The following is a 22,300-nucleotide window of genomic DNA, read 5'->3' as shown; positions in this document are numbered from 1 at the left end:
TCACGTTCACTTCAAAGCCAACTGCCGGGTAATGGTCGGGTCGCTGATCTTGTCGTCGTCAATCAGCAGCAAGGCCTTGGAGAGGATGATCGACAGCAGCGCGTCGCCCTCGAACGGCAGGTACTGCGGGGTGTTTTTCTGCCGCGCCTTGGCGTCGGGGACGATGCACAGGTACTGATCGTTGGGCAGCATCAGGATGTTGCCCGAGCCCAGGTGGATCTTGTAGCTGCGCAGCTTGCCGGTGACCTCCAGGAAGCGCCCGTGCAGGGTCCATTTGTCTTTGAGGCGGGTCATGCGCGGCAGCAGTTTTTCCAGCAATTGCTTGCGCGTTTGCGCGGTGGCGCCCAGCTCGCCGAACGAGTGGTTGTGCCAGTAATCGCGGTAGCGGCCGTCCGGCCCGCCGTCGGCCCACAGCGGGTCGTTGGCCAGCGAGGCGACGCCGACAAACAGGTCGACATCGCGCATCACTTCGCTGAGCACCAACGGCGGCACCTGGTCCAGCGGCAAGGGCGCAGCGTCCACGGCGTTATCCCAGCGGTTCAAGGCATAACCGCCGCCACCGGCATGGGCGCTGCGCTGGGCGGCGTCGATCGGGTAGAAGCGTACCTGGTCGCTGCTCAGGCGCAGGAAGGCGCCGGCTTCGTTGGTATCGACGCCATAGTCGTCGCCCACGCCCTCGATCCAGAACTCGGCACGCAAGCCCCAGGCCGGCAGCTCGCGGCTGGCCGGCGGGTAGGTGTCATCGACCATCAGTCGCAGCTTGTTGCGCCAGCCGCGGGCGGCGGCCAGGGCGTGGAACTGGTGCTGGCGCAAAATGTGCGCGGCGAAGCGGTTGGAGTAGCTGGCGGTGTTGCGCTCGGCTTCGGTCAGCAGGTAGACCTCGCGGTGGGCCTGCTTGAATGGCTGGGTGATCTGCAGCGCTTCAATGCGCTCGCGCCAGGCCAGGACCTCCTCCAGCGGGCGGCCGATCGGGTGCCAGAGGCGCACTTGCGCCGCGCTGGAAGGGCTGATGGTTTTACCGTCCAGGGTTTGCAGGCAGCCTTCGTTGAACACCACGGCGTGCTGCTGGCCGCCGTCGCTGATCACCCAGATCAACCGCCGCGCCAGGGTGCCGATCAGCGGGTGGTCGAGGTAACGCTCCTGCCATTGATCGTACGGCCAGTGCTTTTCCAGCAGGAACAGGCTGTCCAGGCGCTCGGCCTGGGCCGGCAGCATGGCGCCGATGTCCTTGAGCGCGCCTTGCAGCTCCTTGAGCTCGTCCTTGTAGTCGGCCTTGACCTTGGCCGGCACCGATTTTTGCGGCGTGCCGTCGGCGCGAAACCAGCTCAGGGTAGCGGCCTTGCCATCGACCTTGAGCTCGGCGACAAAGGCGCCGTCATCAAAACTTTCGCGGCGCAGGCCGACCTGCTCCAGACCGTAGGTCGGCACGCCGAGTTCTTCGATCTGGTCACGGGGCAGTTGCAGTGCTTGGGCGGCGCTGGTGAAGGCTTTTTCGATTTCCTTCTGCGCGGTGCCGAACTTGACCCGCACTTTGAGCAGGGCCAGTTGCCCGACTGCTTCGCTGGTTGGGATCGACGACAGCGCGAACACCGCCGCGTTGCCGACCTTGGGCGCCCGTGGGCCGATGCCGCGCACCTTGCGGTAGGCGCTCAGGGCCAGGCGGGCGATGGCCCGGGTCAGTTCGCTGTCGGCCAGCGGCGCGCACATCCACAACAGGCCGCGCAGCACCGTGGCGTTGCCATCGTGCATGCGTGCGCGGTCATCGGTGCTTTCCCAGCCGACGTTGAGCAGCGCGCCGCAGCGCCCGGCATCGACCCGCGCAAACCAGCGCAGCAGTGCCGCCCGCAGCGGTGCTTCACCGACCTTGGCCAACAGCGCCTGGGCGTTCTTCAACCATTTCGCCGAGGGCCGCGCCGAAGTTGCCGCAGCGGCCTGACGCAACAGCGCCAGCCAGTCTTCGCGCACCTCGGGGCTCAGTTGTTCGAGGTCTTCCAGGGCCAGTTGGGTCCAGTGTTCGCACGGCGCCAACACCTGCCAGGCGCCGCTGCCCAGCAGCGGGTCGAGCTTGGCCAGCAGTTGTTCGCCGAAGTTGCCGTAGTGGCCCAGGTCGGCGCACTGGCTGCGCAGCATGATCAGCAGGTCACGCAGGTCGGTTGGCACTGTGCTGAAGTGTTGCGCGATGACCCAGTCGGTCACCGTCAGGGTTGGCAGGGTGCCGTAATAGGCAAAGCGGTAGCTGGTGAACCACTGCAGCACAGGCTCGGCCAGCTGGCCGACGTCGGCGCCGTTTTCCATCAGCCAGGTCATCAGCGCCGGCAGTACGCCGTAGTCGAAAATGTGCGAGAAGGCATGGCCGGCACTGGCGGTGCTCAGCTCACCGTTGTAGGCCACCACCCGTTCGATCAGCGCCAGCACCAGGCGCGTGCGCAGCGCCGGGTCAGGGCTCAGGGCCATCACCGCCGGCAATTTGCCCAGGGCGAAGACCATGGCGTCGGGGCGGCCGTGAATTTTTTGCAGCAGCGGCAGCAGTTCGCCGATCAGCGCATGCTCGTGGCGCAGTTCGGAGCCGGCCAGCAGCGGGTAGCCGTCCGGGCCGATGTGCTCGACCGGGCCCAGTTCGGTTTGCGCGCGGTCGTGGCGAAACGCCTGAAGTTGTTCCAGTGCCATGAGGTTCAGCCTCCTACCAGCGGGGTCAGTTTGATGAAATTGACCACGCTGTCGTGGCGGATGGTCAGGACTTCGTCGAGGCTTTCGGCCTGACGCTCGTCGAGCAGGATGAAAAAGCCATTGCGCTCGAAGGCCTCACAGGCGATGTCGACCTGCTTGCGCCAGTCGATGGTCTGGCGCTCGACGACAGGCTCGCCATTGAGCGCAGCTTCCAGCGGTTCGGGGCTGACCAGGCGCTGGCGCCGACTGTGGCCGGTTTCAGTGCTGCGCTGCAGGACTTCCTGATGGACCCGTTCGCGGATCAGCTGGCGCACGGTGATGGTGTCGGTGGCAAAGTGCAGGGCGAAATCGTCGAAGACTTCTCCCGAAACCGACTCGTCGCGGACGGTGAGCGTTGCCATGGGAACTCCTTTTCTGGCAAGAGGCAAAACGAATGGGCGCAAGAGTATCAGGCTGGTCGGCGGATTTCGACGTGCAGGCGCTCAACCATCACTGCCGTTGCGTGCGCGAAAGAACTCCCCCGGCGGCAGGCCGAACTGCCTGCCGAAGGCGGCGATAAACGCCGACAGCGATTCGTAGCCGCAGGCCAGGGCCACGTCGGTGACCCGCTCGCCGCGCTCAAGGGCCGGCAGGGCGCAAAGCAGGCGCATGCGCTGGCGCCAGAGGCGAAAGCTCAGGCCGGTTTCGCGTTGAAAACGCCGGCTCAGGGTTTTCTCCGACACGCCGGCTTGCCGCGCCCAGTCGGCCAGCCCGGTCGGCGAATCGGGTTGTGCCTGCAGGTGGCTGCACAGGGCGCGCAGGTCAGGGTCCAGTGGCAGCGGCAGCATCAGTTGCTGCTCTTCGGCATTGTTCAGCTGGTCGAGCAGCACCTGCACCAGGCGCCCGTCGGGGCCCTCGCTGTCGTATTCCACCGGCAGTTCGCTGAAGCTGCGGATCAGCTCGCGCAACAGCGGCTTGACCGCGACTACCCGGCATTGCGGCTCGCGCCAGCTTGCCGGTGCTTGCTCCAGGTACAGGCTGCGCAGGCAGGTGTCGTCGGCGCAACTGACCCGGTGCGGCACGTGCGCCGGCAGCCACACTGCGCGCTGCGGCGGCACCAGGTAGAAACCCTGGTCGGTGTGCACCTCCAGCACGCCGCGAATGGCATAGGACAACTGCCCCCACGGATGGCTATGGCGGTAGCCGAGCACCACGTTGGGCAGCGCCTGCACATGGCCATACACCGGGCGCGGCAGTGCCGTCAGCTGCTCCAGTGACTGCGGGGTGAAGGCGGGCGGTTGTCCTTTTGGCGACACTGGCGGGGCGCTGGCGTTAGTCAAGATCGGGCAAAGACCTTAACGTCTGCGGCGCCACAATAACAAGCCGGGAGCGGCCATGAAGTACCTGCGGATGCTGTTCGACAATTTCACCCTGGCGCTGCTCGGGGTCATCCTCATTGCCACGCTGCTGCCCTGCGAAGGCAGTGGCGCTGTGCTGTTCGGCTGGTTGACCAACCTGGCCATCGGCCTGCTGTTCTTTTTGCATGGCGCCAAGTTGTCGCGCGAGGCGGTCGCCGCCGGTGCCGGGCACTGGCGCCTGCACCTGCTGGTGTTTGCCTGCACCTTCGTGATGTTCCCGCTACTGGGCATGCTGCTCAAGCCGCTGTTGCTGCCGCTGGTGGGCGATGAGCTGTACCTGGGCGTGCTGTACCTGTGCGCCTTGCCGGCCACGGTGCAGTCGGCCATCGCCTTTACCTCGCTGGCCCGTGGCAACGTACCGGCGGCGATCTGCAGCGCGGCGGCGTCGAGTTTGCTCGGCATCGTCTTGACGCCGTTGCTGGTGGTGCTGCTGATGGGCGTCGAGGGTGACAGCGGCTCGAGCCTCGATGCCGTGCTGAAGATCGTTTTGCAACTGCTGGTGCCGTTCGTGGCCGGGCAACTGGCGCGGCGCTGGATCGGCGCCTGGGTGGCGCGCAATGCCCGCTGGTTGAAGAGCGTCGACCAGGGTTCGATCCTGCTGGTGGTTTATACCGCCTTCAGCGATGCGGTGGTCAGCGGCCTGTGGCATGCAGTACCTGCGTCGCGCCTGCTGGGCCTGGCGCTGGTCTGCTGCCTGCTGCTGGCGCTGGTGCTGTGGCTGACCGGCGCGCTGGGGCGCTGGCTGGGCTTCAGCCTCGAAGACCGCATCACCATTTTGTTTGCCGGCTCGAAAAAGAGTATGGCCACCGGCGTGCCGATGGCCCAGGTGCTGTTCGTCGGCGGCGGTATCGGTGCAATGATCCTGCCGCTGATGCTGTTCCACCAGATCCAGCTGATGGTTTGCGCGGTACTGGCCCAGCGTTATGCCGCGCGTACTGAAGAACCCTCGCTTACAACAGAACCCCTTTGACCGGTTGCAGTGGTGCCGGCGCCGCCTCATCGGCCAGCTCGCGCACGGCGATTTCCAGGTTGCGGCACATGGCATCCAGGGCCAGGTCGTTGGGCTGGGTGTCGAACGGGTCGGCGATCTGGTCACCCAGGGCATCCAGGCCGAAGAAGGTATAGGCCAGCACGCACACGGCAAACGGCGTGAACCAGCCGATGCTGTCGACCAGGCAGAACGGCAGCAGGAAGCAGTAGACGTGGACGATGCGGTGCAGCATGAGGATGTAGGGGTAGGGGATGGGCGTGTTTTTGATCCGCTCGCAACCGCCCAGCACGTACGACAGCCGGTTGAGCTGCTGGTCGAGGTTGGCCTGGATCACCTCGCCGGCGCCGGCATCGCGGGCCTGGGCCATGAAGCGCTGGCCGAGCAGGCCGAGCAGGCGGCTGGCAGGCGCATCGCTGTTGGCCAGGGCAGTGCGCGTCGGGGTGTCGAGCAGGCGCTGGCGGTCGGCGCAGGCCGGGGTGCCGCGCAACTGGTCACGCAACACATAGGCGAAAGCAATCAAGGGGTCGAGCAGGGCGCGGCGCTGGTTGGCGTCGAGGCTCGGCAGCAGGCTCAGGCTCTGGCGGGTCAGGTTGCGGCTGACGATCAGCAGCTCGCCCCACAGCGTGCGCGCTTCCCAGAAGCGCTGGTAGGCCACGGTGTTGCGAAAGCCGAGGAAAATCGCCAGGGTCAGGCCCCAGAGGGTAAAGGGCGTGGCGGTGAGGATGACCTTGTACTCGAACAGGGTGCCATGGGTGGCTACCACTGCCGAGCTGATCAGCACGGTGTACAGCACCTTGCGCCAGATCGCCGGGATGATCGAGCCCTTGAGCGAAAACAGCAGGACGCGGATGGAGGGTTTTTGTGGCTGGATGATCATGCAAGGCAGGCCCTGTACAGTAACGCGAGTATTGACGCGCGTTACTGTAGGGCAAAGCCGGACCGGGATACAGTCTGATGGGGTCAAGCGCTGGTGAAGGTGAAGAAGTCCAGGTAGGCAAAGTCCTGGCTTTTGACTTCGAGGCTGGCAACTGGGTTGTCTGTCGGGGCAGTGAACTCTATCCACAAGTGGCGGCCAGCGGGTGGCTGGACGTCACGTCGTTCAAGCAATTCGCCTTTGGCGTTGAAGAACGCGACTTGGCCAGGGTGGTCATGCTAGGTCCAGGCAAACTTCAAGGATGCATAGATACCGACCAAGTCAAATCGTAGTACTTGTGGTTGCTGAATACCCTGGTTGCGGCATATTGCCAAGCCTTCCTTTTCCTGCAGGCCGGGCACTTCGCCGGTATGTTTTTGAATGGCGGCTTCTCCTGTGGAACCGGGCAAAAGCGTCACACGCAAGGTGCTCAGGTCGATATGTTGGCCGGCCGTTATGATTGTTTGCGGGTGGCCATTGAAATCCTCGTGAACGATGGCGGGCTGAATACGGATATCATCGAAGCTGAAATCAGCACCGTTATCACTGCCGTTGCCGGTATCGTCACGCCCGATCAGCTCGAGGGTGTGGGAGTGCTCCTGGGCGCGGAACTGCCAACGCAAGGTCTGCCATTCAGGCGCGGTGACGGCAAACTCGCCTTCGAGTCGGGTGCCATCGAGCTCAAATGACAGGTGAGGGGTCTTGGAGCTGTTGCCGTTGCGTTTTACCCGCATCGACAGGCGATAGTCGGTGCCGGGTGTCAGGCCTGCCAGTTCCTTGCGCATCACCCTGCCCAGCAGGTTGCCCGCAAAGCCTTCGAAGTACGCCCAGTGGTTGCTGCCATCGGAGGTCAGCGCCAGCGCCTGGCCATTAGGGCCTTTCTGCCAAGCATTCCATGGGTCATTGCCGGGTTCGAAATCGGTGTGATCGATGTACACAGTGTTGAGTGTTGTTGCGGCCTCGTCGGGTAGTTGAGACAAGGTGAAAAAATCGAGGAAGGCGTGGTCGCGCGAGGTAATCACCAGCGAGGCGATCGGGCGATTGGCTGGCGCTTGATACTCCACCCAATGGTGTTTGGGCTCCCCGTCAAAGCTCAATGTTTCAAGCAGCTGGCTTTGCTCATCGTAGAACTCGACTTCGCCCGGGCGTTGCCTCCAGGTCCAGGCGAACTTGATTTTATCGCACGGTACAATGGGGTCGATGCACAGCCGTTGCGCTGAAGGTGGGTTGCTCTGGCCGCGTTGCAGGACAATCGCTTCGCCCTCCAGTAGACCGGCCTCTGGAAAGGCGTAGCGCTCGACACCGGCCTTGATGCCAGCAGGGCCTTCGAGCAGGGTAATGGTCATGGTCGGCAGTTGAATGCTTTGCCCGGGGTCGATCAGTTGACTGGTCTGATCGTCGAAGTTTTCCGTGATGGTGGTGGGGTGAATGCGGATATCGTCAAAGCTGATATCCCCACCTGTTTGTGCTGTGCCGTCACGGCCTAGCAACTCCAGGTGTTGCGTGATGCTGGTGGCTTGAAAAGTCCAGCGAAGGGTTTGCCATTGCTTGTCGACTACCGCAATTCGCCCCTCCAGTTCATTACCGTCCAATTCGAACCACAGGCTGGGCGTCATCGACGTGTCTTTCTGGCGTCTGACGCGCATGGAAATTGTGTAGTGCGTTGCGGGTGTCAGCCCCTCGAGCGTTTTGTTGAGGATGCGCCCATTGAGGGTGCCCTGGAAGTTTTCAAATCCGGCAAAGTGATTTTCTTGCTCTGTCTTGATCGTCAACATGCTGCCATTGGGCCCTTTCTGCCAACTATTCCAGGGATCAATGTCGGATTCGAAATCGGTGTGGTCGATGAACAGTTCCATACGCCCTGCCTCCGGGGTGGTGCCTGTCGGTCGACAGGCCTCGGTGCATTCGAGCACCGCCAGGGCGTACTGGCTACTGGCAAAAATACTAGGTAGCGCGGCTATTCATGGCAGCAGTGGGGAGGTTGGACGGCACCTTCATAACGGTCATGGTGGCGCACCCAGTCCATGGTGCCTTCCTCGTTGCGGCCTTTGGGCATCAGGTCGAGAAAGTTGTAGGTACCGACCAGAATGTCCAGGCCGCGGGCGTAGCTGGAATAGGTGTGGAACAGCGTGCCATCGGCATAGCGGTAGAACACGCTGAGGCCCGGCAGCTCGGTTTCTTCACCCGAATACGGCTCATAGTTGTACTGATCACTGCCCTTGGCGCCGACGCCGAAGTCCTGGTTGAAGCTGCTGGCGTGGGACGAGACCCAGGGAAACTTCCAGCCCATGCGTTGCTTGAAGGCCTGGAACTGGGCATAGGGTGCGCGCGACACCGCCACCAGCGACACATCGTGGTGGGCCAGGTGCAGGTTGGCGCCGTCGAAATGATCGGCCAGGAACGAACAGCCCGGGCAGCCTTCATCCCAGCCTTCGCCGAACATGAAGTGATAGACCAGCAACTGGCTGCGGCCGGCGAACAGGTCGCCAAGGCTCAGGCGACCTTCGGCGCCTTCGAAGCGGTAGTCCTGGTCGACCCGCACCCAGGGCAGGGCGCGGCGGGCCTTGCTCAGTTCGTCGCGCTGGTGGGTCAGGGCCTTTTCATGCAGCAACAACTGGCGGCGGGCGCTGAGCCATTCGCTGCGCGAGACCACCTGGGGGTTTTGATGGTTGTCCATGGGTACGGCTCCGCTGGGGGAATGTACTCATGGTCGATTGTCGGCCGGGAGATTCGACAGGTATGAGGGCAGGGGCGATGAACGGTGGTGAATTCATCGCCGGCAAGGCCGGTTCCCACAGAGATCCTGCATACCCCGCAACCCTGTGGGAGCTGGCCTTGCCAGCGATGGGCGCGCCGCAGTCTTCAGCCGGACATCCGCCCGATCAACGCCCACAAGCGCTCATCGTCGAAATCCTTCACCACCAACTGCGCACCGGCTTCCAGCAAGGCTTCAGGCCGCTGGCTGGTCGACAATCCGACGGTAAAGATCCCCGCGCCGCTGGCCGCCTTCACTCCCGGCAGCGAATCCTCGAACGCCAGCGCATGCGCCGCCCGCGCCTGCAGGCGTTCAAGGCCGGTGAGGTAGGGCAGCGGGTCGGGCTTGGCCCGGGCCAGTTCTTCGGCCACCAGCACATGCTCGAAGCGTTGCTCCAGACCCATGGCGGCGAGCATGTGCACGGCGTTGGCCCGTGGCGCGTTGGTGACCACGGCAACATCGATGCGCTGGCGTTCGGCATGTTCGAGCAAACGCAGCAGGCCGGCGGTGGGCTGCAAGGTGGGCGACAGGGCGCGAAAGCGCGCCTCCTTGCGCTCGGCGAACAGCTGGTGCTCGCTCACCGGGCGGTCGGGGAACAGGTAACGGCACAGGTCGGCATTGGCCCGGCCGCTGACGTGGGCATCGAACTCGGCTTCGGTGAACACCCGGCCTTCTTCGAGCAACAGCTGTTGCATGGCCAGCAGGTGGAGTTTGTCGGTATCGGTCAGGGTACCGTCGAGGTCGAACAACAGGGCATCAAGCATGGTCGGCTTCCGCTGCGGTGGCCGGCCATGATAACCGGATCAGCGGGGCTGGTCAGATGCGTAGGAAAAGAGTACAAATGTACTCCATGAATAAACTATCGCCCAAACGCCGCGCTATTCTCGATTTCATTCGCCAGCGCATCGCCGATCAGGCCCAGCCGCCAAGCCTGGCCGACATCGCCACGGCCTTCGGTTTTGCCTCGCGCAGTGTCGCGCGCAAGCACATTCAGGCGCTGACCGAGGCGGGTTTCATCGAGGTCACCCCCAACCAGGCCCGTGGCATCCGCCTGGCTGGCGCCTTGCGCCGCCCCGAGGTGCTGGAGATCCCGGTGCTCGGCCAGGTCGCCGCCGGCCGGCCGATCGGCCCGGACGTGGATATCCACGAACAACTGATGCTCGATTCACACCTGTTCAGCCGCTCCCCGGACTACCTGCTCAAGGTGCGCGGCGACTCGATGATCGACGCCGGCATCCTCGACGGCGACCTGGTCGGCATCAAGCAGCAGGCCGAGGCCCGTGACGGGCAGATCATCGTCGCGCGCCTGGACGGCGAGGTGACCATCAAGCGCTTCGAACGCGTCGGCGGGCATTACCGGCTGCTGCCGCGCAACCCGGCGTATGCCCCCATTGAGGTCGGCCCGGAGCACGACTTCGTCATCGAAGGGGTGTTCTGCGGCCTGGTGAGGCGCGGCTGATGGGCGCGGTGGTCAGCCTCGACGGCCTGCTCGACCAGCAACGGCTCTGGAAGGGCCGCCCGCAGGCCTTGCCCCAGGGCCTGCAGCCCAGCGGTCATGCCGCTCTGGATGCGGCACTGCCCGGTGGCGGCTGGCCGCCCGGGGCGCTGACCGAGCTGCTGCTGGCGGCCGAAGGCTGTGGCGAGCTGCAATTGTTGTGGCCGAGCCTGGCGCGCCTGACCCAGGCTGGCGAGCGGGTGGTGCTGATTGCGCCGCCGTTCATTCCCTACCCACCGGCCTGGCAGGCGGCCGGGGTCGACCTGCAGTGGCTGGCAGTGGTCCAGGCCACTGCCGGCGAAGTACTCTGGGCCGCCGAGCAGTGTTTGCGCTCGGGCAGTTGCGGCGCCGTGCTGTGCTGGCCACACAAGGCCGATGATCGCGCCTTGCGCCGCTTGCAGGTCGCCGCCGAAAGCGGCCAGACCCTGGCCTTTGCCTGTCGCCCGCAACAGGCTGCGCTCAACCCGTCACCGGCGGCGCTGCGCATTGCCGTCGATGCCCAGCCGGCCCAGTGGCGGGTGCTCAAGTGCCGCGGCGGCCTGGCTCCGGCCACGCCCATTGCCTGCCCCGGGCGAGGCTGATGGATCATGCTCTGGGCCTGTATCCTGCTGCCGCAGCTGGCACTCGACGCCGTGCTGCGCGCCCGCGACGACGCCGACACGCCATTGGTGTTGCTTAGCGGCCCGGCCCAGCGCCGGGTCTTGCAGGCGGTCAACCCGCCAGCCGCTGCCCTGGGCCTGCGCGCCGGGCAGGCGCTGACCACCGCCCAGGCCCTGGCCGGCAGTTTTACCTGCGTCGAGCACGACCCGGCAGCCGTCGAGCAATTGCAGCAGTTTCTGGCCGCCTGGGCCTATCGCTTCAGCTCCCAGGTCAGCCTGCATTACCCACGGGTGCTGTTGCTTGAAGTCGAGTCCAGCCTCGGCCTGTTCGGGCCCTGGCCGGCCTTTGAAGCGCGGCTGCGTGCAGAGCTCAAGGCGCTGGGTTTTCGTCACCGTATCGTCCTGGCCAGCAACCCGGTGGCGGCGCGCATGCTCGCCAATGCCCACGACGGCCTGGCCCTTGAGTGCCCGCAGCAAACCCGCGCGGCGCTGGAGCAGATGCCCATCGACCGCGTCGGCCTGCCCGCCGAGGCCGCCAACGCCTTGGCGCGCATGGGCCTGCGCCAGCTCGGCCAGGTCCTGGCCTTGCCCCGTGACGCCCTGGCCCGGCGCTTTGCCGCAGCGGTGCAACTGCACCTGGACCGCCTGCTCGGGCGCCGGCCTATGGCCCTGGAATTCTATTTGCCGCCGGACCGCTTCGATGCACGCCTGGAGCTGAACTTCGATGTCGAATCCCATCAAGCCCTGCTGTTCCCCCTGCGCCGGCTGATCAACGACCTTGCCGCCTTCCTCGCCGGGCGCGACAGCGGCGTGCAGCGCTTTGCCCTGCAGCTGGAGCACGGCGAAGGGCCCGACACCTGCGTGCCGGTCGGCCTGCTGGCGGCCGAGCGTGATCCGTCGCTGCTGTTCGAGCTGGCCCGTGGCCGCCTTGAGCAACTGCAGATTGCCGCGCCGGTGCGCAACCTGCGCCTGCTGGCCGAAGACCTGCCGGCCTTCGTGCCGCAGCGCGCCGAACTGTTCGACCCGCGCCCGCAACAGAACCAGCCCTGGGAGCAACTGCGCGAACGCCTGCGCGCGCGGCTGGGCGACGAAGCGGTACGGGGGCTTGCGGCCCAGGCCGATCACCGCCCCGAGTGCGCCTGGCAGGCGGGCGACGGGCCGCGCCAGGCGCTGGCGCTACCAGGTGCGCCACGCCCGGGCTGGCTGCTGGCCGAGCCCCAGGCCTTGCCCGGCGTCGGCGTGCAGTTGCTGACCGGCGCCGAGCGCATCGAGTCCGGCTGGTGGGACGGCGGCGATGTGCGCCGCGATTACTACCGGGTGCGTACCGCCAGCGGTCTGTACGGCTGGGCCTACCGCACCCTCGGTGAAGACGGCCGCTTGTGGCTACAGGGCTGGTTCGCATGAACACCCCGGGCTACGCCGAGCTGCACTGCCTGTCCAACTTCAGCTTCCAGCGCGGCGCTTCCAGTGCCCAGGAGCTGTTCCAGCGTGCCCGCCAGCAGGGCTACCAGGCCCTGGCGATCACCGACGAGTGCACCCTGGCCGGTATCGTCCGCGCCTGGCAGGCAGCCAGGGCGGCGGGCCTGGCGCTGATCGTCGGCAGCGAAGTACGCCTGCACGACGGCCCCAAGCTGGTGTTGCTGGCCGAGAACCTCGGCGGTTACCAGCACCTGTGCAAGCTCATCACCCTGGGCCGGCGACGGGCGAAGAAGGGCGAGTACCAACTGCTGCGCGAAGACTTCGCCACGCCCCTGGACGGCCTGCTGGCGCTGTGGGTGCCGGACGGCAGTGAGGCTGACCAGGCCAGCGGCCACTGGTTGCGCGAGGTGTTCGCCGAGCGGCTGTGGCTGGCGGTCGAGCTGCACCGTGGCGCCGATGACCCGCGGCGCCTGCAACAGTTGCTGGCCCTGGCCGAGCGCCTCGATATTCCGGCCGTGGCCAGCGGCGATGTGCACATGCATGCCCGTGGTCGTCGTGCCCTGCAGGACAGCATGACCGCCATCCGCCATCACTGCAGCGTGGCCGAGGCCGGCCAGCGCCTGTTCGCCAATGGCGAACGGCACCTGCGCCCGCTGGCGCAACTGGCCGAGCTGTATCCGCCGGCATTGCTCGAAGAAAGCCTGCGCATTGCTGCGCGTTGCCAGTTCGACCTGGGCCAGTTGCGCTATCAATACCCTCGCGAACTGGTGCCCGAAGGCCAGACGGCCAGCGCCTGGCTGCGCCATCTGTGCGAGCGCGGCCACCGTGAGCGCTGGCCCGGGGGCATTGGCGACAAGGCGCGCCAGTCCCTGGAGCACGAGCTGCAGCTGATCGCCGAGCTCAACTATGAAAGCTACTTTCTTACCGTCCACGACATCGTCAACTTCGCCCGGGGCCAGGGCATTCTCTGCCAGGGGCGCGGCTCGGCGGCCAACTCGGTGGTGTGTTTCGTGCTCGGCATCACCGAACTCGACCCGATGAAAAGCCACCTGCTGTTCGAGCGCTTTTTGTCCCGCGAGCGCGACGAGCCGCCGGACATCGACGTCGACTTCGAACACGACCGCCGCGAAGAAGTCCTGCAGTACGTGTTCCGCCGCTACGGTCGTCATCGCGCGGCGCTCACCGCCGTGGCCAGTACCTACCACGCTGCCGGTGCAGTGCGCGATATCGCCCGGGTGCTGGGCTTGCCGGTGCAGCAGATCAACGCCCTGGCCGATTGCTGCGGGCGCTGGAGCGACCGCCTGCCGCCGCCCGAGCAACTGCGCGAAGCCGGTTTCGACCCCGACAGCCCGTTGCTGCGCCGGGTGCTGGCGTTGACCGGCGAGCTGATCGGCTTTCCCCGCCACCTGTCCCAGCACCCGGGCGGTTTCGTGATTTCCGAGCAGCCGCTGGACAGCCTGGTGCCGGTGGAAAACGCCGCCATGGACGAGCGCACGGTGATCCAGTGGGACAAGGACGACCTCGACCTGGTCGGCCTGCTCAAGGTCGATATTCTTGCCCTGGGCATGCTCAGCGCCTTGCGCCGCTGTTTCGACCTGCTGTATCGCCACCGTGGCCGCCGGTTGACCCTGGCGAGCATCCCGGCCGACTGCGCGGCGACCTACGCGATGATCGGCCGCGCCGACACCGTCGGTGTGTTCCAGATCGAGTCGCGGGCACAAATGGCCATGCTGCCGCGGCTCAAGCCGAAGAACTTCTACGACCTGGTGATCGAGGTGGCTATCGTTCGCCCCGGGCCGATCCAGGGCGACATGGTTCACCCGTTCCTGCGCCGGCGCCAGGGGCTTGAGCCGGTGAGCTATCCGTCGGATGCGCTGAAGCAGGTGTTCGAGCGCACCCTCGGCGTGCCGTTGTTCCAGGAGCAGGTGATGGAACTGGCGATGGTCGCCGGCGGTTATTCGGCCGGCGAGGCCGACCAGCTGCGCCGGGCCATGGCCGCCTGGAAGCGCCACGGCGGCCTGGAACCGCACCGCCAACGGCTGACCCAGGGCATGCTCGACAACGGCTACAGCGCAGAATTTGCCGAGCGCATCTTCGAGCAGATCAAGGGCTTTGGCAGCTATGGCTTCCCTGAGTCCCACGCCGCCAGCTTCGCCTTGCTGACCTATGCCAGTTGCTGGCTCAAGTGCCACGAGCCGGCAATCTTTGCCTGTGCGCTGATCAACAGCTGGCCCATGGGCTTCTACAGCCCCGACCAGATCCTGCAGGACGCCCGCCGTCATCACCTCGAGATCCGCCCGGTGGATGTCTGCCACAGCGACTGGGACTGCAGCCTGGAGCCGGGGGCAGGGGACGCCCTGGCCATTCGCCTGGGCCTGCGCCAGGTGCGCGGCTTTCGCCAGCAGGACGCCTTGCGCATCGAACAGGCGCGGGCCGAGTGCGGCTGGCGCGATGTCAGTGACCTGTGCCTGCGGGCGCAGCTCGATGCCCGTGCGCGTGAGCTGCTGGCCGATGCCGGGGCCTTGCGCGGGTTGGCCAGCGACCGTTACCGGGCGCGCTGGAGCGTGGCCGCGGTGCAGGCGCAACTGCCGTTGTTCGCTGGTATCGAGGCGCCAGTGGAAGCACCGGTGGATTTACCGCAACCGTCGCTGAGCGAGGACATGTTTGCCGACTACGCCAGTGTCGGCACCACCCTCGGCCCGCACCCGCTGAGCTTGCTGCGCCGCCGCCTCAATGCCCTGGGGTGCCGCAGTTCGCAAGCGCTGGAGCAGGCCGAACACAACGATCGGGTCAGCGTGGCGGGGCTGGTGACGGGGCGCCAACGACCGGGGACCGCCAGCGGGGTGACCTTCGTCACCCTTGAAGACGAGTTCGGCAACGTCAACGTGGTGGTCTGGCGCGACCTGGCCGAGCGCCAGCGGCGGGTGCTGGTGGGCGCGCAACTGCTGCGGGTGAGCGGAAAGCTGGAGTGCGAGAGCGGGGTGCGTCACCTGATTGCCCAGCGCCTGGAGGATCTGAGCCCGCTGTTGCAGGGGCTGGATGTGCGGAGCCGGGATTTCCATTGATTGGGGCTGCTACGCAGCCCATCGCCGGCAACGCCAGCTCCCACAGGGGATCGGTGGGGAGCTGGCTTGCCAGCGATGAGGCCCTCCGAAACGCCTCAAACCATCGACAGATGCTGCTTGCGTGTCGGCGGTGCAAAGGCCCGGTCGATTGCGCGCAGGTCTTCACTACTGAGCACCAGGTTGGCCGCCGCCGCGTTCAGGCGCACATGCTCAAGGTCCACCGCCTTGGGAATGGCAATCACGCCGTCCTGGCGAATCACCCAGGCCAGGCTCACCTGCGCCGGCGTCGCACCATGGCGCTCGGCAATCTCGGCCAGGGTCGGGTGCTTGAGCAAGCGCCCGGCCTGGGCCAGCGGGCAGTAGGCCATGGTCGGCAGGTTACGCTTGTGGCTCCAGGGCAGCAGGTCGTATTCGATGCCGCGCTGGGAGGGGTTGTAGAGCACCTGGTTGGCCGCGCAATCACCGCTCAGCCGATACAGCTCGCGCAGGTCGTCGACATCGAAGTTGGACACGCCCCAACGGCCGATCTTGCCCTCGACGCGCAAGCGCTCGAAGGCTTCGACGGTTTCCGCCAGCGGGTACTGGCCACGCCAGTGCAGCAGGTACAGGTCGATGTGTTCGGTGCCCAGGCGCTTGAGGCTACGTTCGCAGGCCGCGGGAATGCCGTTGAGGCTGGCGTTGTGCGGGTACACCTTGCTGACCAGGAACACCTGCTCGCGACGCCCGGCAATGGCCTTGCCTACAACGGTTTCCGCGCCGCCTTCGGCGTACATTTCGGCCGTATCGATGAGGTTCAGGCCCAGCTCGATACCGTGCTGCAAGGCGGCGACTTCGGCGTGCTGGCGGGCCGGGTCTTCGCCCATGTACCAGGTGCCCTGGCCGATGGCCGGGATGTTGTGTTCGGCAAGTTTCACGGTACGCATGTCACCTCCTGTGGGCGGATATGTTCAAGCAATACATCGAGCAGCGCCTGCGCCGCTGCCGAGAGTTTATGGTCGGCCAGCAGGGTCACGCCAATACGCCGTTCTATACTCGGTTCTACCAGCGGCACGCAACGCGCACCCAGCTCCTGCATCTGGCCGATGCACAGCGCCGGCACGGCACTGACGCCCAGGCCGTTGGCAACCATGCGGCCGATGGTCGACAGCTGATGGCTTTCAAAGGCTACCGCCAGCTTGCCGTGTTCGGCGGCCAGGTGCTGCTCCAGCAGCAGGCGCACCGCCGAAGGGCGTTGCAGGGCAATGAAGTCTTCGCCCAGCAGTTCACGCCAGCTCACCTGCGGCTGTTGCGCCAGCGGCGAGTCGGCTGGCACCACGGCGACGAAGCGGTCCAGGTACAGCGGCGTGAAACGCAGCGGCTCGCTGGCTTCGGGTTCGAAGCCGATGCCCAGTTCGACGCGGCGGTGGCGCACCAGTTCCAGCACCTGTTCGTTGATGACGTCGTGCACCGTGACGTTGACCCGCGGGTAGCGCTGGCGGAACACCTTCAGCGCCGCCGGCAGCAGATTGCCGGCAAAGGCCGGCATGGCGGCGATCGACACCCGCCCAAGCTGCAGGGTAAAGCGCTGGCGCAGCAATTCTTCGGTGTTGTCCCAGTCGGCCAGCAGTTGCCGGGCCAGCGGTAGCAGCACCTCGCCCTCCGGCGTCAGGCTGACGCTGCGGGTGGTGCGGCTGAGCAGGGCGCCGCCGAGGTTGTCCTCCAGGGCCTTGATGGTCAGGCTCAGGGCAGGCTGCGACAGGTGCAGGTGTTCACCAGCCTGGGCAAAGCTCTGGTATTTGGCGACGGTGACGAAGGCGCGCAGCTGTTTGACGTTCATCGGGCTAGGCTATTCTTTTGAAAAGTTAATCAATTGATCATAAAAACAAAATTAACAAATAAGTGCTCAGGGGTGAAGATGGTTCAAACGCTCGCCGACACCCCTGTCGGATCAACAACTACAAAAGGCGGATCAGCATGGCCGGACTGGACAAGCGCGTAGCAACCTATGAACAGGCCCTTGAAGGCCTGACCGACAACATGACGGTACTGGCCGGTGGTTTCGGCCTGTGCGGCATTCCGGAAAACCTCATTGCCGAAATCAAGCGCCGTGGCGTCAAGGGCCTGACCGTGGTTTCCAACAACTGCGGCGTCGACGGCTTTGGCCTGGGCGTGCTGCTTGAAGAGCACCAGATCCGCAAGATGGTTGCCTCCTACGTGGGCGAAAACGCCGAGTTCGAGCGCCAGCTGCTCAGCGGCGAACTTGAAGTGGAACTCACCCCGCAAGGCACCCTGGCCGAGAAAATGCGCGCTGGCGGCGCCGGCATCCCGGCCTTCTTCACCGCCACCGGCTACGGCACCCCGGTCGCCGAAGGCAAAGAGGTGCGCGAATTCAACGGCCGCAAGTACATCCTTGAAGAGTCCATCACCGGCGACTTCGCCATCGTCAAGGGCTGGAAGGCCGACCACTACGGCAACGTGGTGTACCGCAACACCGCGCAGAACTTCAACCCGCTGGCCGCCACCGCCGGCAAGATCACCGTGGTCGAGGTCGAAGAGATCGTCGAGCCGGGCGTGCTGCTGCCGACCGAAATCCATACCCCGGGCATCTATGTCGACCGGGTCATCGTCGGCACCTTCGAGAAGCGTATCGAAAAACGCACCGTCAAAGCCTGACCCGACCCCAGAACAATAAAGAGATCCTGACCATGGCACTTACCCGCGAACAAATGGCCCAACGTGTAGCCCGTGAACTCAAGGACGGCTACTACGTCAACCTCGGCATCGGCATCCCGACCCTGGTGGCCAACTACGTCCCGGCCGATATGGACGTAATGCTGCAATCGGAAAACGGCCTGCTGGGCATGGGTGAATTCCCCACCGAAGCGCAGCTGGACGCCGACATGATCAACGCCGGCAAGCAGACCGTCACCGCCCGCACCGGCGCCTCGATCTTCAACTCGGCCGAATCCTTCGCCATGATCCGCGGCGGTCACGTCGACCTCACCGTGCTCGGCGCCTTTGAAGTGGACGTGCAAGGCAACATCGCCTCGTGGATGATCCCCGGCAAGCTGGTCAAGGGCATGGGCGGGGCGATGGACCTGGTGGCCGGTGCCGACAACATCATCGTCACCATGACCCACGCCTCGAAGGACGGCGAGTCCAAGCTGCTGCCGCGTTGCAGCCTGCCGCTGACCGGCGCCGGCTGCATCCGCAAGGTGCTCACCGACCTGGCATACCTTGAGATCGAGAACGGCGCCTTCATCCTGCGCGAGACTGCGCCGGGGGTGACGGTTGAAGAGATCATCGAGAAGACCGCGGGCAAGCTGATTGTGGCGGATGATGTTAAAGAAATGACCTTCTGATCTGAGTTTTTCGTAGTTCTTGCTGGCCTCATCGCTGGCAAGCCAGCTCCCACAGAGTGGACCTTGTGGGAGCGGGCTTGACCCGCGATGGGGCCTTGTGCCGTTCCAATAAAACCAATAAAAGGAAAATCCCGTGGCCGCTGATATCCAAGACAGCCGCTCCGCCCGTTTTGCCCTGCGTTGCTCGAACTGGGCCGAACGCTGGTTCCCCGACTCCTGGGTGTTCGCCGCCCTGGCCGTGGTGCTGGTGTCGGTCGCTGCCCTCGCCATGGGCGGCAAGCCCACCGATACCGCCAAGGCCTTCGGTGACGGTTTCTGGAGCCTGATCCCGTTCACCATGCAGATGGCTTTTGTGGTCATCGGCGGTTACGTGGTGGCCAGCTCGCCACCTGCGGTCAAGTTGATCGACCGCCTGGCGCGCCTCCCCAACAACGGTCGTTCGGCGGTGTGCTGGGTGGCGTTGATCTCGATGGTCGCCTCGTTGCTCAACTGGGGCCTGTCGCTGGTGTTCGGCGGTTTGCTGGTGCGCGCCCTGGCCCGGCGCACCGACCTTAAAATGGACTACCGCGCCGCCGGTGCCGCCGCCTACCTGGGCCTGGGTGCGGTGTGGGCCCTGGGCCTGTCGTCTTCGGCCGCGCAACTGCAGGCCAACCCGGCCAGCCTGCCGCCGTCGATCCTGGCGATCACCGGGGTGATCCCGTTCACCGAGACCATCTTCCTCTGGCAGTCGGGGGTGATGCTCGCCGCGCTGGTGGTGGTTTCGCTGGTCGTGGCCTATGCCACTGCGCCGGGCCCCAACAGCGCCCGCAGCGCCGAAGCCTGCGGCGTCGACCCAAGCTTCTCGGCACCGCCAACACCGCAGCGCACCCGCCCGGGCGAGTGGCTGGAGTACAGCCCGATCCTGATCCTGCTGCTGGTGGCCCTGGCCGCTGGCTGGCTGTACAACGAGTTTTCGACCAAACCTGCGATCACCGCGATTTCCGGGCTGAACACCTACAACCTGCTGTTCATCATGGCCGGTGCCTTGCTGCACTGGCGCCCGCGCAGCTTCCTCGATGCCGTGGCCCGTGCGGTACCGACCACCACCGGGGTGCTGATCCAGTTCCCGCTGTACGGCTCGATCGCGGCGATCCTGACCCAGGTCCAGGGCGCCGATGCGCAGAGCCTGGCGCACCACATCTCGACCTTCTTCGTACAGATCGCCACCCACGACACCTATGCCTTGCTGATGGGCGTGTACTCGGCGGTGCTGGGCTTCTTCATCCCTTCGGGCGGCGGCAAGTGGATCATCGAAGCGCCGTACGTGATGCTGGTGGCCAACGACCTGCAGTACCACCTGGGCTGGGCGGTGCAGATCTACAACGCCGCCGAGGCGCTGCCGAACCTGATCAACCCGTTCTACATGCTGCCGCTGCTGGGCGTGCTGGGCCTGAAGGCGCGCGACCTGATCGGCTTCTCGTTCGTGCAATTGCTGGTGCACGTGCCGCTGGTGCTGTTCCTGCTGTGGATCCTCGGCACCACCTTGCAGTACACGCCGCCGGTGATGCCGACCCCGGCGGGTTGATCAGCCAGGAATCATCGCAAAGCCGACGCCGAAGCGGTTCCAGGCGTTGATGGTGGCGATGGCCAGGGTCAGGTTGACCACTTCGGCTTCGCTGAAGTGCTCGAGCAGCGCGCGGTACTGGTGCTCCGGGGCGCGCTGGTCGGGCAGGCGGGTCAGGCTTTCGACCCAGGCCAGCGCCGCCCGCTCGCGCGGGCTGAAGAATTCGGTTTCGTCCCAGACGCTCAGGGTCTGCAGGCGCGCTTCGCTTTCGCCGCTTTTGCGTGCATCGTTGGCGTGCAGGTTGACGCAGTAGGCGCAGCCATTGATTTGCGAAGCACGCAGGCGCACCAGCTCCAGCAGCGAATTCTCAAGCCCCGATTTACCCAGGGCCATTTCCAGGCCGACCATGGCTTTGTAGGCTTCAGGCGAGTGTTTGGCCCATTCGATACGATTGCTCATTGCTGCTCTCCGCTAAGGTCCGCCACAGGCGGCGATGGCGCTACCTTAGCGCCAGGTACGGCGTACTCGAATAGCCAATTTTGCCCTTTGTCAGGAGGCCAATCAGTCAAGGGCCTGGAGCACGTCGCGCAGGCGGTCCAGGGCCGGGTCGATGTCCAGCCGTTCGATGGCGCCAAAGCCCAGCAGCAGGCCCTGGCGCACCGGCACGCGGGCATGGAAGGGCGCCAGTGAATACAGGCCGACCTCGACCTTGCGCGCCATGCTGATCAGAAATTCGACGTCCAGATCGCTCCGGGCCAGGGCGCTCAAGTGATAACCGGCAGTGGCCGGCACCACTTCGAACCAGGGCGCAAGATCACCCTGCAGGCGGGCCAGGATGCATTCGCGGCGCGCGGCATAGACCTCGTGCACGCGGCGGATGTGCTTTTGCAGCGAGCCTTCGCTGATGAACTGCGCCAGCGCCCACTGGTTGAGGGTCGGGGTGTGCCAGTCGGTCAGTTGCTTGGCGATGCAGATCGCCTCGCGCAGCGCTTCGGGGACGATGCAGTAACCCAGGCGCAGCTCCGGCAACAGTGTTTTGGAGAAGGTCCCGACATAGGCCACCAGGCCGTGGCGGTCGAGGCTTTGCAACGAGTCGGTGGGCCGCCCTTCATAGCGGAACTCGCTGTCGTAGTCGTCCTCGATGATGATCGCGCCCAGCGCTGCGGCACGTTCGAGCAAGGCCTGGCGGCGCGCCGGGCTCATCGGCATGCCCAGCGGGAACTGGTGCGACGGGGTGACGTAGATCAGCCGCGTACCCTCGGCGATCTGCTCGACGCACATGCCCTCGGCGTCGACCGGCACGCATTGCAGCTCGGCGCCCTGGGCCAGGAACAACTGGCGCGCCGGGGTGTAGCCGGGGTCTTCCATGGCCACCTGGCAACCGGGTTCGACCAGCACCCGGGTGATCAGGTCCAGGGCTTGCTGGGCGCCGTTGCAGACCACCACGTCCTGGCTGCTGCAACGCACGCCGCGGGCGAAGGCGATATGCCGGGCGATCGCCTCGCGCAATTCCGGCAGGCCCTGGTGGGCGCTGTAGCGAGCGCTGCTGTGGCGGATCTGGCGCAGGGCGTATTGGCTGCAGCGGCGCCAGTCATCGAAGGGGAACTGCACCTTGCTTGAGGCGCCGCCGATAAAGTCGTAGCGCAACATCGGCAGTTTGAGGTCAGCCAGCGGGTTGGCCCGGGCCTGCCATTTGGCCAGGGTGGCGGCGCTGGCCAGGGGGATGCTGGTACTGGGTGGTGGGTTGCGGGTGGCGGCAGGGGTGATAAAGCTGCCTTTGCCGACCTGGCCGCTGAGCAGGTTGTCGTAGGTCAGGCGCGAATAGGCTTCGGCCACGGTCTTGCGCGACACCCCCAGTTGCTCGGCCAGCAGGCGGCTGGGGGGCAGTTGCGTGCCGGCCGCTAGGCGGCCGCTGTCAATGCCGTCGCGCAACTGCTGGTAAAGCTGCTCGGCCAGGCCCTTGCGGCCCTGCAGGCTGATGTGGAGTTCCATGGTGAGGGGCGTATCCGCAGGCGTTTGTCTGGCGTTCAGGTTACCTGATTCGCTGCCGTTGATCCCCTGGTGCAACGCCTATGCCCGCAGCGCGCCACACTCAACAGGTCGAGGTTCGCCGGC

The 22,300-nt window shown here is 65.5% G+C and carries 19 protein-coding genes; 8 read left to right on the top strand and 11 right to left on the bottom strand.

What is annotated here, in order from left to right; translation table 11 throughout:
- Nucleotides 1-6: 6 nt before the first annotated feature.
- From ACIOVF_RS01850 to ACIOVF_RS01840, 3 genes are all read right to left on the bottom strand, one after another.
- The gene (locus ACIOVF_RS01850) at nt 7-2,667 is read right to left on the bottom strand and encodes a DUF4132 domain-containing protein (protein ID WP_401287014.1); all 2,661 of its coding nucleotides are present in this window, start codon (nt 2,665-2,667) and stop codon (nt 7-9) included.
- 5 nt (nt 2,668-2,672) lie between these two features.
- Nucleotides 2,673-3,068, bottom strand: coding sequence for a hypothetical protein (locus tag ACIOVF_RS01845; protein ID WP_258607202.1), 396 nt, complete (start codon nt 3,066-3,068; stop codon nt 2,673-2,675).
- Between the two features lie 81 nt (nt 3,069-3,149).
- A complete protein-coding gene (locus ACIOVF_RS01840; RefSeq protein WP_045194099.1) occupies nt 3,150-3,962 on the bottom strand; it encodes a helix-turn-helix domain-containing protein in 813 nt (270 codons plus the stop codon).
- Nucleotides 3,963-4,041: 79 nt separating this feature from the next.
- Here ACIOVF_RS01840 and ACIOVF_RS01835 point away from each other — a divergent pair, with 79 nt between their 5' ends.
- Entirely contained in the window at nt 4,042-5,034 is a 993-nt protein-coding gene (locus ACIOVF_RS01835; RefSeq protein WP_401287011.1) for a bile acid:sodium symporter family protein, read from the top strand.
- On the opposite strand, the gene ACIOVF_RS01830 is transcribed toward ACIOVF_RS01835, so the two are convergent.
- The 4 genes from ACIOVF_RS01830 to ACIOVF_RS01815 form a co-directional block, all read right to left on the bottom strand.
- A complete protein-coding gene (locus ACIOVF_RS01830) occupies nt 5,015-5,932 on the bottom strand; it encodes a bestrophin family protein (RefSeq protein ID WP_401287008.1) in 918 nt (305 codons plus the stop codon). The two genes, ACIOVF_RS01835 and ACIOVF_RS01830, sit on opposite strands and share 20 nt — an antisense overlap.
- Before the next feature lie 275 nt (nt 5,933-6,207).
- The gene (locus tag ACIOVF_RS01825; RefSeq protein WP_401287005.1) at nt 6,208-7,824 is read right to left on the bottom strand and encodes a hypothetical protein; all 1,617 of its coding nucleotides are present in this window, start codon (nt 7,822-7,824) and stop codon (nt 6,208-6,210) included.
- A gap of 101 nt (nt 7,825-7,925) precedes the next feature.
- Nucleotides 7,926-8,645, bottom strand: a complete 720-nt coding sequence (locus tag ACIOVF_RS01820; protein ID WP_401287002.1) for a DUF899 domain-containing protein — start codon at nt 8,643-8,645, stop codon at nt 7,926-7,928.
- Between the two features lie 185 nt (nt 8,646-8,830).
- Nucleotides 8,831-9,487 (bottom strand): HAD family hydrolase, encoded by a 657-nt coding sequence (locus ACIOVF_RS01815; protein WP_401286999.1) that lies wholly within the window; start codon nt 9,485-9,487, stop codon nt 8,831-8,833.
- 77 nt (nt 9,488-9,564) lie between these two features.
- On the opposite strand from ACIOVF_RS01815, the gene lexA reads away from it, so the two are divergent.
- Genes lexA through ACIOVF_RS01795 form a run of 4 tightly spaced genes read left to right on the top strand, consistent with a single transcriptional unit; the run spans nt 9,565 to nt 15,301 of the window.
- Entirely contained in the window at nt 9,565-10,182 is a 618-nt protein-coding gene (gene lexA / locus ACIOVF_RS01810) for a transcriptional repressor LexA (RefSeq protein WP_401286996.1), read from the top strand.
- The gene (gene imuA, locus ACIOVF_RS01805; RefSeq protein ID WP_093381566.1) at nt 10,182-10,799 is read left to right on the top strand and encodes a translesion DNA synthesis-associated protein ImuA; all 618 of its coding nucleotides are present in this window, start codon (nt 10,182-10,184) and stop codon (nt 10,797-10,799) included. Before lexA ends, imuA begins: the two co-directional genes overlap by 1 nt.
- Before the next feature lie 6 nt (nt 10,800-10,805).
- Nucleotides 10,806-12,221 (top strand): DNA polymerase Y family protein, encoded by a 1,416-nt coding sequence (locus tag ACIOVF_RS01800; protein WP_045194091.1) that lies wholly within the window; start codon nt 10,806-10,808, stop codon nt 12,219-12,221.
- Nucleotides 12,197-15,301, top strand: a complete 3,105-nt coding sequence (locus ACIOVF_RS01795) for an error-prone DNA polymerase (protein ID WP_401286992.1) — start codon at nt 12,197-12,199, stop codon at nt 15,299-15,301. Before ACIOVF_RS01800 ends, ACIOVF_RS01795 begins: the two co-directional genes overlap by 25 nt.
- Nucleotides 15,302-15,396: 95 nt before the next feature.
- Here the strand turns inward: ACIOVF_RS01795 and ACIOVF_RS01790 are convergent, their stop codons facing one another.
- Nucleotides 15,397-16,224 (bottom strand): aldo/keto reductase, encoded by an 828-nt coding sequence (locus ACIOVF_RS01790; protein WP_401286989.1) that lies wholly within the window; start codon nt 16,222-16,224, stop codon nt 15,397-15,399.
- Nucleotides 16,212-17,117 carry a LysR family transcriptional regulator gene (locus ACIOVF_RS01785; RefSeq protein WP_123566324.1) on the bottom strand — a complete coding sequence of 302 codons (906 nt, stop codon included), beginning with the start codon at nt 17,115-17,117 and terminating at the stop codon, nt 16,212-16,214. The genes ACIOVF_RS01790 and ACIOVF_RS01785 overlap by 13 nt, the downstream gene beginning before the upstream one ends.
- 137 nt (nt 17,118-17,254) lie before the next feature.
- Between ACIOVF_RS01785 and ACIOVF_RS01780 the strand changes: the two genes are divergently transcribed.
- From ACIOVF_RS01780 to ACIOVF_RS01770, 3 genes are all read left to right on the top strand, one after another.
- The gene (locus tag ACIOVF_RS01780) at nt 17,255-17,953 is read left to right on the top strand and encodes a CoA transferase subunit A (RefSeq protein WP_038994784.1); all 699 of its coding nucleotides are present in this window, start codon (nt 17,255-17,257) and stop codon (nt 17,951-17,953) included.
- Between the two features lie 32 nt (nt 17,954-17,985).
- A complete protein-coding gene (locus ACIOVF_RS01775) occupies nt 17,986-18,642 on the top strand; it encodes a CoA transferase subunit B (RefSeq protein ID WP_045194086.1) in 657 nt (218 codons plus the stop codon).
- A 133-nt stretch (nt 18,643-18,775) separates the two neighbouring features.
- On the top strand, nt 18,776-20,206 hold the full coding sequence (locus ACIOVF_RS01770) for a short-chain fatty acid transporter (protein WP_195884437.1): 1,431 nt from the start codon (nt 18,776-18,778) through the stop codon (nt 20,204-20,206).
- Here ACIOVF_RS01770 and ACIOVF_RS01765 read toward each other — a convergent pair whose 3' ends face one another.
- Together ACIOVF_RS01765 and ACIOVF_RS01760 are read right to left on the bottom strand one after the other, a co-directional pair.
- The gene (locus ACIOVF_RS01765; protein WP_045194084.1) at nt 20,207-20,644 is read right to left on the bottom strand and encodes a carboxymuconolactone decarboxylase family protein; all 438 of its coding nucleotides are present in this window, start codon (nt 20,642-20,644) and stop codon (nt 20,207-20,209) included.
- Nucleotides 20,645-20,746: 102 nt separating this feature from the next.
- On the bottom strand, nt 20,747-22,177 hold the full coding sequence (locus tag ACIOVF_RS01760) for a PLP-dependent aminotransferase family protein (RefSeq protein WP_401286982.1): 1,431 nt from the start codon (nt 22,175-22,177) through the stop codon (nt 20,747-20,749).
- Between the last annotated feature and the right edge of the window lie 123 nt (nt 22,178-22,300).

Origin of the sequence: Pseudomonas sp. NPDC087612, assembly GCF_044743505.1 — a bacterium.
In the GTDB taxonomy this organism is placed as follows: domain Bacteria; phylum Pseudomonadota; class Gammaproteobacteria; order Pseudomonadales; family Pseudomonadaceae; genus Aquipseudomonas.
The sequence above is the reverse complement of the archived record's forward strand: the minus strand, read 5'-3'. Positions and strand labels throughout refer to the sequence as shown.

Bases quoted from the DNA above. Each gene is read 5' to 3' on its own strand.
- ACIOVF_RS01775 (WP_045194086.1), top strand. From the start codon at position 17,986: ATGGCACTTACCCGCGAACAAATGGCCCAACGTGTAGCCCGTGAACTC.
- ACIOVF_RS01760 (WP_401286982.1), bottom strand. From the start codon at position 22,177: ATGGAACTCCACATCAGCCTGCAGGGCCGCAAGGGCCTGGCCGAGCAG.
- ACIOVF_RS01765 (WP_045194084.1), bottom strand. From the start codon at position 20,644: ATGAGCAATCGTATCGAATGGGCCAAACACTCGCCTGAAGCCTACAAA.
- ACIOVF_RS01800 (WP_045194091.1), top strand. From the start codon at position 10,806: ATGCTCTGGGCCTGTATCCTGCTGCCGCAGCTGGCACTCGACGCCGTG.
- ACIOVF_RS01815 (WP_401286999.1), bottom strand. From the start codon at position 9,487: ATGCTTGATGCCCTGTTGTTCGACCTCGACGGTACCCTGACCGATACC.
- ACIOVF_RS01820 (WP_401287002.1), bottom strand. From the start codon at position 8,645: ATGGACAACCATCAAAACCCCCAGGTGGTCTCGCGCAGCGAATGGCTC.
- imuA (WP_093381566.1), top strand. From the start codon at position 10,182: ATGGGCGCGGTGGTCAGCCTCGACGGCCTGCTCGACCAGCAACGGCTC.
- ACIOVF_RS01830 (WP_401287008.1), bottom strand. From the start codon at position 5,932: ATGATCATCCAGCCACAAAAACCCTCCATCCGCGTCCTGCTGTTTTCG.
- ACIOVF_RS01835 (WP_401287011.1), top strand. From the start codon at position 4,042: ATGAAGTACCTGCGGATGCTGTTCGACAATTTCACCCTGGCGCTGCTC.
- ACIOVF_RS01790 (WP_401286989.1), bottom strand. From the start codon at position 16,224: ATGCGTACCGTGAAACTTGCCGAACACAACATCCCGGCCATCGGCCAG.
- lexA (WP_401286996.1), top strand. From the start codon at position 9,565: ATGTACTCCATGAATAAACTATCGCCCAAACGCCGCGCTATTCTCGAT.
- ACIOVF_RS01850 (WP_401287014.1), bottom strand. From the start codon at position 2,667: ATGGCACTGGAACAACTTCAGGCGTTTCGCCACGACCGCGCGCAAACC.
- ACIOVF_RS01845 (WP_258607202.1), bottom strand. From the start codon at position 3,068: ATGGCAACGCTCACCGTCCGCGACGAGTCGGTTTCGGGAGAAGTCTTC.
- ACIOVF_RS01825 (WP_401287005.1), bottom strand. From the start codon at position 7,824: ATGGAACTGTTCATCGACCACACCGATTTCGAATCCGACATTGATCCC.
- ACIOVF_RS01780 (WP_038994784.1), top strand. From the start codon at position 17,255: ATGGCCGGACTGGACAAGCGCGTAGCAACCTATGAACAGGCCCTTGAA.
- ACIOVF_RS01785 (WP_123566324.1), bottom strand. From the start codon at position 17,117: ATGAACGTCAAACAGCTGCGCGCCTTCGTCACCGTCGCCAAATACCAG.